The sequence below is a fragment of the Streptomyces sp. NPDC091292 genome (assembly GCF_044757265.1).
In the GTDB taxonomy this organism is placed as follows: Bacteria; Actinomycetota; Actinomycetes; order Streptomycetales; family Streptomycetaceae; genus Streptomyces.
Genome location: NZ_JBIVUQ010000004.1, coordinates 374,533 through 386,142, shown reverse-complemented (window position 1 = coordinate 386,142; position 11,610 = coordinate 374,533). Strand labels below are relative to the sequence as shown.

The 11,610-nt window shown below is 71.1% G+C and carries 12 protein-coding genes; 8 read left to right on the top strand and 4 right to left on the bottom strand.

Annotation, left to right across the window (positions count from 1 at the left end):
* Nucleotides 1–158: 158 nt before the first annotated feature.
* The 4 genes from ACIQNU_RS15960 to ACIQNU_RS15945 all read left to right on the top strand — a co-directional run bounded on the left by ACIQNU_RS15960 (nt 159) and on the right by ACIQNU_RS15945 (nt 5,510).
* On the top strand, nt 159–1,514 hold the full coding sequence (locus ACIQNU_RS15960; RefSeq protein ID WP_401366238.1) for an aspartate aminotransferase family protein: 1,356 nt from the start codon (nt 159–161) through the stop codon (nt 1,512–1,514).
* A 137-nt stretch (nt 1,515–1,651) separates the two neighbouring features.
* Complete coding sequence (locus tag ACIQNU_RS15955) at nt 1,652–2,338, top strand: GntR family transcriptional regulator (RefSeq protein WP_401366236.1); 687 nt, start codon at nt 1,652–1,654, stop codon at nt 2,336–2,338.
* Nucleotides 2,335–4,764 carry a glycosyltransferase gene (locus ACIQNU_RS15950; protein WP_401366234.1) on the top strand — a complete coding sequence of 810 codons (2,430 nt, stop codon included), beginning with the start codon at nt 2,335–2,337 and terminating at the stop codon, nt 4,762–4,764. Before ACIQNU_RS15955 ends, ACIQNU_RS15950 begins: the two co-directional genes overlap by 4 nt.
* 95 nt (nt 4,765–4,859) lie before the next feature.
* Nucleotides 4,860–5,510, top strand: coding sequence for a hypothetical protein (locus tag ACIQNU_RS15945; RefSeq protein ID WP_401366232.1), 651 nt, complete (start codon nt 4,860–4,862; stop codon nt 5,508–5,510).
* 427 nt (nt 5,511–5,937) lie between these two features.
* Here the strand turns inward: ACIQNU_RS15945 and ACIQNU_RS15940 are convergent, their stop codons facing one another.
* On the bottom strand, nt 5,938–6,687 hold the full coding sequence (locus ACIQNU_RS15940; protein WP_401366230.1) for an SLATT domain-containing protein: 750 nt from the start codon (nt 6,685–6,687) through the stop codon (nt 5,938–5,940).
* A gap of 354 nt (nt 6,688–7,041) precedes the next feature.
* On the opposite strand from ACIQNU_RS15940, the gene ACIQNU_RS15935 reads away from it, so the two are divergent.
* From ACIQNU_RS15935 to ACIQNU_RS15925, 3 genes are all read left to right on the top strand, one after another.
* Nucleotides 7,042–7,383, top strand: a complete 342-nt coding sequence (locus ACIQNU_RS15935; RefSeq protein ID WP_401366424.1) for a YbaB/EbfC family nucleoid-associated protein — start codon at nt 7,042–7,044, stop codon at nt 7,381–7,383.
* Nucleotides 7,384–7,438: 55 nt separating this feature from the next.
* On the top strand, nt 7,439–8,038 hold the full coding sequence (gene recR, locus ACIQNU_RS15930; protein WP_401366228.1) for a recombination mediator RecR: 600 nt from the start codon (nt 7,439–7,441) through the stop codon (nt 8,036–8,038).
* Between the two features lie 116 nt (nt 8,039–8,154).
* Nucleotides 8,155–8,814, top strand: coding sequence for a DUF5063 domain-containing protein (locus ACIQNU_RS15925; RefSeq protein ID WP_401366226.1), 660 nt, complete (start codon nt 8,155–8,157; stop codon nt 8,812–8,814).
* Between the two features lie 70 nt (nt 8,815–8,884).
* On the opposite strand, the gene ACIQNU_RS15920 is transcribed toward ACIQNU_RS15925, so the two are convergent.
* Nucleotides 8,885–9,088: a hypothetical protein gene (locus tag ACIQNU_RS15920; RefSeq protein ID WP_401366224.1), complete on the bottom strand. Its 204-nt coding sequence runs from the start codon at nt 9,086–9,088 to the stop codon at nt 8,885–8,887.
* A gap of 493 nt (nt 9,089–9,581) precedes the next feature.
* Here ACIQNU_RS15920 and ACIQNU_RS15915 point away from each other — a divergent pair, with 493 nt between their 5' ends.
* A complete protein-coding gene (locus tag ACIQNU_RS15915; protein WP_401366222.1) occupies nt 9,582–9,845 on the top strand; it encodes a GntR family transcriptional regulator in 264 nt (87 codons plus the stop codon).
* A 30-nt stretch (nt 9,846–9,875) separates the two neighbouring features.
* Here ACIQNU_RS15915 and ACIQNU_RS15910 read toward each other — a convergent pair whose 3' ends face one another.
* Together ACIQNU_RS15910 and ACIQNU_RS15905 are read right to left on the bottom strand one after the other, a co-directional pair.
* Nucleotides 9,876–10,229 (bottom strand): hypothetical protein, encoded by a 354-nt coding sequence (locus ACIQNU_RS15910; protein ID WP_401366221.1) that lies wholly within the window; start codon nt 10,227–10,229, stop codon nt 9,876–9,878.
* Between the two features lie 135 nt (nt 10,230–10,364).
* Complete coding sequence (locus tag ACIQNU_RS15905) at nt 10,365–11,018, bottom strand: class I SAM-dependent methyltransferase (protein ID WP_401366219.1); 654 nt, start codon at nt 11,016–11,018, stop codon at nt 10,365–10,367.
* Between the last annotated feature and the right edge of the window lie 592 nt (nt 11,019–11,610).

Here is an 11,610-nt window from a genome sequence, read left to right as displayed (position 1 = left end):
GGGTGGTGGGCTTGCACCCCGCCACTCGGGAACACCCGGGCACAGTCCTCCGCCCCCCGACCAGGGTCGCCCGTCTGGACAGACTGTCGCGTCAGGCGCCGTACCTCACACACGTCGCCCATCCCACCCCCCACCCCCCACCACCTACCCTCACCCCCATGACCCCTCAGCCGAACCCCCAGGCCGGCGCCGCCGTCAAGGCCGCCGACCGGGCACACGTCTTCCACTCCTGGTCCGCCCAGGACCTCATCGACCCGCTGGCCGTCGCCGGAGCCGAAGGCGCGTACTTCTGGGACTACGAGGGCAACCGGTACCTCGACTTCACCAGCGGTCTCGTCTTCACCAACATCGGGTACCAGCACCCGAAGGTCGTCGCCGCGATCCAGGAGCAGGCCGCGAAGCTCACCACTTTCGCGCCCGCGTTCGCCGTCGAGGCCCGCTCGGAGGCCGCACGCCTCATCGCCGAGCGCACCCCGGGCGACCTGGACAAGATCTTCTTCACCAACGGCGGCGCCGAGGCGATCGAGAACGCCACCCGCATGGCCCGCCTGCACACCGGCCGCCACAAGGTGCTGAGCGCCTACCGCTCGTACCACGGCGCCACCTCCACGGCGATCAACCTCACCGGCGACCCCCGCCGCTGGCCGTCCGACAACGGCTCGTCCGGCGTCGTCCACTTCTGGGCGCCCTTCCTCTACCGGTCCCCCTTCTACGCGGAGACCGAGGAGCAGGAGTGCGAGCGGGCGCTCCAGCACCTGGAGGACACCATCGCCTTCGAGGGTCCCGCGACCATCGCGGCCCTGATCCTGGAGACCATCCCGGGCACCGCCGGCATCATGATGCCCCCGCCCGGCTACCTCGCCGGGGTCCGCGCCCTCTGCGACCGGTACGGGATCGTCTTCGTACTCGATGAGGTCATGGCCGGGTTCGGGCGTACGGGGTCCTGGTTCGCCGCCGATCAGTTCGACGTCGTCCCGGATCTGCTGACCTTCGCCAAGGGCGTCAACTCCGGGTACGTACCCCTCGGCGGCGTCGCCATCTCGGGCGCCATCGCCGAGACCTTCGCGCGCCGCCCCTACCCCGGCGGACTCACCTACTCCGGGCACCCCCTGGCCTGCGCGGCGGCCGTCGCGACCATCGGCGTCATGGCGGACGAGGGCGTCGTCGAGAACGCGGCCCGTATCGGCGCCGACGTCCTCGCACCCGGCCTGCGCGACCTGGCGGACCGGCACCCCAGCGTCGGCGACGTGCGCGGCACCGGCGTCTTCTGGGCGCTGGAACTCGTCCGCGACCGCGAGACCCGCGAGCCCCTGGTCCCGTACAACGCGAGCGGTGAGGCCGCGGCCCCGATGGCCGCGTTCGGCGCGGCGGCCAAGAAGCACGGCCTGTGGCCCTTCATCAACATGAACCGCACGCATGTCGTCCCGCCCTGCAATGTGACCGAGGCGGAGGCGAAGGAGGGGCTTGCGGCCCTGGACGAGGCGCTGACGGAGGCGGACCGCTTCACCGCCTGAGAGCCCGCCGTCCGAGAGCCCGCCGCCTGAAAGCCCCGCGGACATTCGGCACCGATTTCCGGCCCCCCGGAAAGGTAGGGTTACCCCCGCTCGTCAGAGCGAATAGTGACCCATACCGCCCGGGGGGAGGACGCCCCATGCCAGGCATCGGTACGAACGCCGCCGCCGTCACCCGCAACACCCTGCGCCAGCAGATCGCCGACGCCCTCCGCGACGAGGTCCTCGCCGGCCGTCTCCAGCCGGGCCAGGAGTTCACGGTCAAGGAGATCGCCGACCAGTACGGCGTCTCCGCGACCCCGGTCCGCGAAGCCCTGGTCGACCTGTCGGCGCAGGGCCTCCTCGACTCCGTACAGCACCGCGGCTTCCGGGTCCACGAGTTCTCGGTCGCCGACTACCGCGGCATGGTCGAGGCCCGCAGCCTGGTCACCGAGGGGCTCTTCCGGAGCCTCACGGAGATCTCGCAGCGCCGGGGCGCCGCCGAGGCGCTGCGCGCGGTCCGCCGCCGGGGCGAGGAGGCCCAGCGCGCGGCGGCGGCGGGCGACCTGAACGTCCTCATCGGCTACGACCTGCGGTTCTGGCGCGAACTCGGCGCCCTGTTCGGCAACCCGTACCTCTCCGACTTCCTGCACCGGCTGCGCGTCCAGTCCTGGGTCTGCGCGGTGCCGCTGCTCCGCCGCGAGCCGGACCTCAGGGGCTGTCTCTGGGCCGGCCACACGGAACTCGTGGACGCCCTCGCCCGCCGCGACCCGTCCGACGCCGGCGCGATCGTCGCCGCGTACAACGCGCACTCACTCGCCCTGATCGAACGGCTGGCCGCTGGATGAACGCAGTGGACCTGTCGGTGGTCGTCCCCGCGTACAACGAGGAGCACCGGCTCGGCCCCACGCTGGAGGCGATATGTGCCCATCTGGGCGCCGCCGACAGCCGCTGGGGGACCTGGGAACTGATCGTCGTGGACGACGGCTCGACCGACGCCACCCGCAAGATCGCCGACGAGGCCGCCGCCCGTGACGTACGCGTGCAGGTCGTCGCGAGCGAGCGCAACGGCGGCAAGGGCCACGCCCTGCGCCTGGGCGTCCTCGCCACGTACGGCCGCCGCGTCCTCGTCACGGACGCCGACCTCGCCGCACCGATAGAGGAGCTGGACCACCTCGACAAGGCGCTCTCCGAGGGCCACGCGGCGGCCATAGGGTCCCGCGCGACCCCGGGCGCCACCATCGAGAACCGTCAGCACCGCGTCCGGGAACTCCTCGGCCGCACCGGAAACTTCCTCATACGCGGGATCGCGGTGCCCGGCATCCGCGACACCCAATGCGGCTTCAAACTCTTCGACGGCGACCTCGCGCGCGAGGCGTTCGCCGCGTCCCGGCTCTCCGGCTGGGGCATCGACGTCGAGATACTCCAGTACCTGCGCCGCCAGGGCGCGCCCGTCGCCGAGGTCCCGGTGCGCTGGGCCCACCAGCCCGGCTCCAAGGTCCGCCCCCTCGACTACGCCCGCGTCCTCGCCGAACTCTCCGTACTCAAGGCCCGCTCCCTGCGCCGCGCCGACCTGCTGGCCGCCGCCCTGTTCCTGATCGCGTCCGTCGCCCTCTACTCCGGCCGCTGGTCCGGCGGCGGCCCGGCCGGCCGCTACCTCACGGACTCCATGCAGGACCAGAACCAATGGGAGTGGTTCTTCGCCGTCACCGCCGACAACATCGCGCACCTGCGGAACCCGCTGTTCACCACACTCCAGGGCTTCCCCGACGGCGTGAACCTGATGGCGAACACCGTGATGCTCGGCCTGTCCGTCCCCTTCGCGCCCGTGACCTGGCTCTTCGGCCCCGCGATCAGCCTCGCCCTGGTGATGACGCTCGGCCTCGCCGGGACCGCCCTCGCCTGGTACTGGCTGCTCGTCAAACGCCTCGTACACCACCGGGGCGCCGCCGCCGTCGGCGCGCTGCTCGCCGCCTTCGCGCCGCCCATGGTCAGCCACGCCAACGCCCACCCGAACTTCGTCGTCCTGTTCATGATGCCGCTGATCGTCGACCGCGTCCTGCGGCTCTGCGAGGGCGCCCGACCGGTCCGCGACGGGGTCGTACTCGGCCTGTTCGCCACGTACCAGATCTTCGTCGGCGAGGAACCCCTGCTGCTCGCGGCGATCGGCCTGCTGCTGTTCGTCGTGGCGTACGGGGTGCTGCGCCGGGACGTGGCCCGCGCGGCGTGGCGGCCCCTGGCCCGGGGGATCGGTGTCGCGCTCGCGGTGTGCCTGCCGCTGGTCGCGTTCCCGCTGTACTGGCAGTTCTTCGGGCCGCAGAGCTACCACAGCGTGCTGCACGGCGACAACGCGGGCAACAGCCCCCTGGCCCTCCTCTCCTTCGCCGAGCGCTCCCTCGCGGGCGACGCCGAGAGCGCGTCCCGGCTGTCCCTCAACCCGACGGAGCAGAACGCCTTCTACGGCTGGCCGCTCACCGCCCTCGCCTTCGCGATCGTCATCCGCCTCTGGGACCGGGCGGTCGTCAAGGCGCTCGCGTGCACCGCCGTGTGCGCCGCACTGCTCTCGCTAGGCCCGGAGTTCCGCATCCCACTGACGGACATCGTGCTGCCGGGCCCCTGGAAGTTCCTGTCATCGAAGCCGCTCTTCGAATCGGTCATCGAGTCGCGGGTCGCGATGATCTGCGCCCCCGCCCTGGGAATGCTGCTCGCGCTCGCCCTGGAACGCCTGCTCACCACCCGCCACCGGGTCAACCGGGTGGTCGGCCTCGCGGCCGTCGCCGCCGCCCTGCTGCCCATCGTGCCGATGCCCCTGAAGGCCGTGGACCGGGTGCCCGTACCGGCGTTCATCGCCGACGGCACGTGGCGCTCGTACGTCGACACCGCGCGCGGCGAATCCCTCGTCACGGTCCCGCTGCCGGACCCCGGCGCCGCCGAGGCGCTGCACTGGCAGACCGCCGCAGGCCTCGGCTTCAAGCTGCCCGGCGGCTACTTCAACGGCCCCTACGGGCCCGACCGCATCGGCATCTACGGCGCCTCGCCGCGCTGGACGTCGAACATGCTCCGGGACGTCCGCTACTCGGGTCGCCCCCCGGCGATCGGCGACTCCTGGCGCAACCAGGCCCGCAAGGACTTCGCGTACTGGCACGCGGGCGCCGTCGTCCTCGCCCCGCAGCCCAACGACGAGGCGCTGCGCACCACCCTGGAACAGCTCATCGGCCGCCCGGGGACGTGGGTCGACGGGGTGTGGGTATGGGACCTGCCGCGACGAGTGTGACGGTGTGGCCTCCCGCCGGGGGCCGACCGGCGGGAGGCGCATTACGCTGCTTCCCCGGCGTCTTTCCCTCTTCCCCTCGCGAGGAGTGCTCTCCCTTGGCCTGTGACCTCTGGCTGGTCCCGCTCGTCGACGTGCTCTGCCACAGCTCCGACAACCCCTTCGCCGAGGAACTCGCCCTCTACGACCGGACCTTGGGCGAGGCGGGCCTGCCGCCGGTCCCGGTCTACGCCTATATGCCGGGCCTGTCCGGGGACGTGGCCCCGGTCGCCGGCTTCGACTACGACGCACTGCACTTCCTGCGCCGCGCCTATCTCCTCCAGATCTGCGGACTCGCCGTGACACCGGTGGACGCGCTCGGCGGCGACTACGAACAGCTCCTGGAGATGTTCGAGTCCACGGCCCAGCAGTCACACCTCGTCTGGCACTACGACCACGCCGGCGCGTACGTCCCCCTCGACTTCCCGGCACCGCTGTCGAACGAGGAGCTGCTGGCGGGCGGCGGCCCCCTGGGCTCATCGCAGGCCCTGCTACGGGAGTTGGAGTACGTGGCCCCGTCCATCGGCATCGACCCGGCCAACCCCCCGACCCCACCGCAGCCCCCGGCGGGCCCCACGGACTTGGAAGAACCAGCGACCCCCGCACCCCCCGACAACAGCCCCTTCGCGAGAGAACGCCACGTGTGGCTGGGCCTACACGCAGCAACAACACGAAGCCTCGCCCAGGGCTCCATGATCATCTTCAGCTAACCCAGCCAAATCCAACTCCAGCGGAGTACCGGCCCGAGCTACATTTGCCGGTCCCGCCGCGCGCAGGCGCCCCGCACACCGATCCCACCCCCGCCCACCCGCGGCACCTGTTCCGCCGATCCCCGGTCCCGTCACTACTGCCGGTCCCGCCGCGCGCAGGCGCCCCGCACACCGATCCCCACCCCCGCCCACCCGCCGTCCCGTTCCGCCGATCCCCCGGTCCCGTCACTACTGCCGGTCCCGTTGTGGGCAGGCGTTCCGCACGCCGATTCCCCGCCCACCCCCGGCCCCCGTTCCGCCGATCCCCCGGTCCCGCTCATCCCTCGGTTCCCGTACACCCCCCGGTCCCGTTGTGGGCAGGCGTTCCGCACGGCGGAACGGGTGGGCACAACGGGACCCGAGTCGCCCGGAACCCCGAATCTGTCGCTCACCTAGGCTCGGGAGGCCGCTGCCGAGGCATATTGGGCCGAGCCGCGCCCGAAGGGTGCGGGAGGACCCGCCCCCCACCCGCACTGTCGCCCCGGGCGACCCCGACCACCCCGGCCTGCAAACCAAGCGGCGCAGGCCCAGCCCGAAACTCCACCATCCAATCCGCCGTCTCCGCCCGCACCAGCTCCGTCACGTCATCACAGAACCGCCGCAACACCCCAAGACACCGATCGGCCGCCTCACTGGCGGTCCCTTCGGTCGGCCCCAATACCTCCCGCACACACTCCGAAGCCCAGTCGAACTGAAGAACCTGAAGCCGCCGCTGCACAGCCTGCGCCGTAGCCACATCCCTCATCCACCCGGACGTCAGCCCGAAGTACCGGTCCCCGACCACACACGCCACCGCGAGCAACAGCGCGAGATACCCCCAGGTGGCAACCCCGCCACCCCCGAACGCCCCGGTCAGATCCACCAACGGCAACGCCCCCGCGGCAGCGGCCCCCACCGCCGCCCCACCTCGCAACGCCCGCGCCCCCCGCCGCTTCCACACCCGGTCCGCCAGATACCAGTCGGCGGTGGCGAGCGCACCCTGCTCCACCCACCGGTACACCTCTTCGAGCCGCTGCGCGGGCTCCGCCCAGTCGCCGAGCGGAAAGCGCCGCCCGGCCAGATCGTCAGGCCGGGGGCCCCCGCCCTCGCCCCGCCCGTCCTGCGGCGGACCCTCGGGCTGCATCTCCGGCTGACTCACCCGGCACTCCCTATGTGCTGCGTGTCCTGCGAAACGTGATGACTGCGGTACGTGACGACTGCGCTGCGTAATGAAAGGGCGACGTTACGTGATGTTGATGGGGCATGTGGCGCCGATCGGCAGCCATGGCCGCCCCCTTCCTACCGCCCAATGGGTGGCCCCACTTCCGTTTTCGCAGGTTTTCCGCCCGGAAGTGGCCCTTGATCAGGTATAGGAGAACGGCCCAACTCACTCGAAAGAGTGCTGGGGCGAGCGACCCGCCGAGCACGTAGGCTCGTGCCAGGCGGAAAACCCCGCCGACCTGTCGTACCGTCGTCCGCCGGCGTGGAGAGCGCCGGCAGCCAGGAGCTGATCGTGATCCCCGGTGGTGGCCAGCCCAATATGCAGCAGTTGCTCCAGCAGGCCCAGAAGATGCAGCAGGATCTCGCGCGTGCGCAGGAGGAACTGGCGGCGACCGAGGTCGAGGGTCAGTCGGGCGGCGGCCTGGTCAAGGCGACCGTGACCGGTTCAGGCGAACTGCGGGGACTGGTCATCGACCCGAAGGCCGTGGACCCGGAGGACACCGAGACCCTGGCCGACCTGGTCGTCGCGGCGGTCCAGGCGGCGAACGACAACGCACAGGCACTCCAGCAGGACAAGCTCGGCCCGCTCGCGCAGGGACTCGGCGGCGGAGGCATTCCGGGCCTGCCCTTCTAAGGCGGTCGACGGCCAACTACGGTTACGTGCGAAGCACCCCAGGAAAGGCAGTCCGTTGTACGAAGGCGTGGTCCAGGACCTCATCGACGAGTTGGGCAGGCTGCCCGGCGTCGGTCCCAAGAGCGCGCAGCGGATCGCCTTCCACATCCTCCAGGCGGAGCCGACCGACGTACGCCGCCTCGCCCACGCCCTCCTGGAGGTGAAGGCCAAGGTCCGCTTCTGCTCGGTCTGCGGCAATGTGGCGCAGGAGGAGCAGTGCGGCATCTGCCGTGACACCCGGCGCGACCCGGCGGTCATCTGTGTCGTCGAGGAGCCCAAGGATGTCGTGGCGGTCGAGCGGACCCGCGAGTTCCGGGGCCGGTACCACGTACTGGGCGGCGCCATCAGCCCCATCGAGGGCGTCGGCCCGGACGATCTGCGCATCCGCGAACTCCTGGCCCGCCTCGCGGACGGCACGGTCACCGAGCTGATCCTGGCCACGGACCCGAACCTGGAGGGCGAGGCCACGGCCACCTATCTCGCCCGCATGATCAAACCCATGGGCCTGAAGGTCACCCGACTCGCCAGCGGCCTGCCGGTGGGCGGGGACCTGGAGTACGCGGACGAGGTGACCCTCGGCCGGGCCTTCGAGGGGAGGCGGTTGCTGGATGTCTGACATGACCGGCCACCCCACTCGCCGGGCGGCGCCCGGCACGGCGTATCGCACCGCAACAAGAGCCGCCGCGGAAGAGGTGACTCTCGGACGCGCCTTCGAGGGGAGACGACTCCTAGATGTCTGACGCCACGCTGCACGCCACGACCCAGGACCCGGACGACTTCGCGGTCCAGATCTCCGACCAGATCGAGAGCTTCCTCGTCGCCGTCGGCGAGGTCGCCAAGGGCGACGAGCCGGACTCCGCCGTGCCGTTCCTCCTCCTGGAGGTCTCGCAGCTCCTGCTGGCCGGGGGCCGGCTCGGCGCGCACGAGGACATCGTCCCGGACGAGCGGTACGAGCCCGACCTCGGCCCCGAGCCGGACGCCGACGAGCTGCGCGAGCGCCTCGCGGTCCTCCTCGAACCGGTCGACGTCTACTCCGAGGTCTTCGACCCCTACGAGCCCCGTAAGGCCCCCGTCGCCTGCCGCATCTCCGACGACCTCGCCAACGTGGTCGCCGACCTGCGCCACGGCATGGCCCACTACCGCGCGGGCCGCGTCGTGGAAGCCCTGTGGTGGTGGCAGTTCTCGTACTTCTCCAACTGGGGCTCCTCCGCCTCCGGCGCCCTGCGAGCCCTCCAGTCCCTGGTGGCCCACGTCCGCCTGAACCAGCCCCTGGAAGCCCTGGACGGCCTCGACACGGACGAAGACTTGGCGGACGACGACTTGGCGGAAGCGGCAGGCCGAGTCATGGCAGAAGAAATCGCGGCCCCCCTGGGCCTCCGCACCACACCCTGACGACTCCCACCAACGCCCCGCACGGCAGCAGTTGGGCCGCACGGGGCGTCTTGGTGTGTCTGTCCGCTCGCTACGGCGCGCGGAGTTGGTCCTCGGGTGTCGGACCCGCGCCGAGTGCGACGGCGTGGCTCGGGCACGCGTACAGGGTTACGCCTGAGCCACTGGTGCGCTCGACGTAGCGGACGGCCACGGGGGCGTACGTCCGCTTCCGGCAGCGGCAGCAGAGCGCGCCCGGGTGGGAGGCGGGCGCGGCGGTGAGCCCGTCGCGGGTCATGCGGTCGCCCCCACCGCCGTGAAGGCGGAGCGCGGGAAGGGGGCACCTGGGTAGGTGTACGGGAGGTCTACGCCGAGCGTGGCGTAGTAGAGGGCTCGCCGGCGCTCACGTTGGAGCCGGAGTTCCGGGGCGGTCTCCGCCTGGCGCCGGAAGTATGCGGCGGCTTCTTCTTTGGTGGGCCCGGTCCACGGGCGGGACCAGGGTGATACGGGGGCAGGCCCGGGTTGTGGGGTCCGGGCGGCGAAGTATTCCGCGCTATGGCGTCCGGGCGGGCGGGGGGCGAGGACGGAGAGCACCCAGGAGAGGGTGCGGGCGATAGCATCGCGCAAGGTCGTTCAGCTCCTATGAAAGCTGTGCGGCTGAGCCCCGGCGAACCGGTCCTAAGCGGTTTACCGGGGCGTTTTCGTATCCGACGTTAAGGCAACTCCTCTACCCTCGTCTACCTACGTATGGAAACGGCCGTCAGTGTGGCCAGTTGTCTACGCTCTCCCCCATGAGCCCGAGCATCGACTACGACGCCCCGACACCGCCGTATCAGCAGATCGCGACGGAGATCATCCGGGACATCGAGTCGGGCACGCTCGCTGTGGACCGTCCGATTCCGTCGGAGTCCGCGCTGATCCAGCGGTGGGGCGTGGCCCGGGACACGGCACGGCGGGCGGTACGACACCTTCGCGAACTCGGATACGTCTACACCGTGCCGCAGAGGGGGACGTACGTGCGGGATCGCAGCGGCGCGGACGAGCCCAGCGGCTGAACCACGACCGCGCTTTTTCGGCCAGGCCCCTCAGCGCAGTGTCTCCGTACCGGGGTCGTGGACGTGCCACGAGTGCTCGTGGGTGTGGTCCCGGTGGAGGGTGCACGCGTCGCCGTCCGGGCCGCCCTCCGTCTTGCACCAGTGCAGGTTCTCGAACCGCGCTGTTCCGTCGGTGTTCCAGCGGGCCCAGAGGGCGTGGGTGGGTTTCTGGTCCCAGTCCCATACGTGGTCGGCGTGTTCGCCGTGGTGTTGGTGCCCGAGTTCGCAGCGGGCGCGCTGGGGCGCGTGTTCCAGTTCGCTGCTGAGGACACGTCCTTGCCCGGCGAGGATCGCGAACAGCAGCCCGTCGGGCGGCACATCGGTTGTGGCTTCGCATTGACGCATGTCTGGTCCTAGGGGGAGAGATGGAGATGCCCCGCGTACGCGGATCCTTCGGCGCAGTTGGTGTGGTCGGGGTGCCGTCGCGGGTGGTCGAAGGCCCACGTCTGGGGGTTCGGTCGGGTCGGTGAAGCGCCCCGGTCAGCTTCGGGCGCGGACGATGAGCGTGCCGATGTGTCCCGGCGTCGGAGCTTCCAGAACGGTCGCCTCGGCTTCGCGGAACCCGCTGTGCAGCAGGAGCCGTTCCCACTTCGCGGGCTTGTAGCTGTAGCGGTACGTGAACATCGCCTTGCCCGCGAAGCCGCCCTTGTACATCCCCTGAGGGCCGTACGCGCCCGGGATCGCGGGCGGCTGCGAGAAGACGAACGCGCCGCCGGGGCTCAGCCGTTGGCGTACCAGCGGGAACAGCTTGACGGGGTCGGTGAACCAGGCGGCCCCGAAGATCGAGTACACAGCGTCGTACTTCGTCGTGTCGGCGCCGAGGAATTCGAGGACTTCGCCGCACACGAACTCGGCGCCGCTGTCGGCCCATCGCTCACTGGTCCTCCTGACCATGACCGGTGACAGGTCGACGCCAAGGGCGGTCACACCGAGGCCGGCGAGGTGGGCCAGGGCGCGGCCGGTTCCGCAGCCGATCTCCAGTGCGGACTTGGGATCACCGAGCAGTTCGGGCCCGGGACCGTGTCCGGCGTACTGCGTCCAGTGGAAGACGGGAGCCATGTCGCCCCTGAAGGCCGACTCGGCGTAGGCGTCCCAGAGTTCGGTCTCGGCGGGGATGTCGTGTCGAGCGGGCACGTGGGTCCTTGTCGGGGTGGTCGGGGTGGTCGGGATGGGGGCGGCCCCGGTCGTCCTTGGGCGGACCAGGGACGGCCGGGGCCGGGAGCGGGATGGGCCGCCCCCCTTCCCTCGGGCCCGAGCGGACCGACCGCACCGGGACCGAGGGGGGTGCCGCTCCGTGCGGTCCTTCGCAGCGCCGGGGACGCTGCCGCACGAAGCGGGGGTCACGTACACACCGCTGTGATCACTCACGATCAACGCGAAGGGGTCGCCGGTCTTCAACCGCTCGCCGACGGCGCGCCGCTCGGTCCCGAGTCGGCCCATCCGCGTAACCGCGCCGGTACGCCGAGTTGGTCACTGGTTGGGTTCAAGTGGTCACCCCCTTGATGGTGCGCGGGTCCACATCCGCGGGCGGGTCCCATTGGACGGTGTCGCAGGCGGTCCGTTCGTAGCGGCGGTGTCCAGTGCGACGGAAGTGGTATTCGGCCCACGCCTCAACTCCGTCCGGGGTGAGCCCTTTCGTGGCGTCGGGCGGTTCCGCCCCGCACGGCGGGGAACCGGATACGCACTCGATATGTGCGTGGACGCCCTCGGACTCCACCTGCGTCAG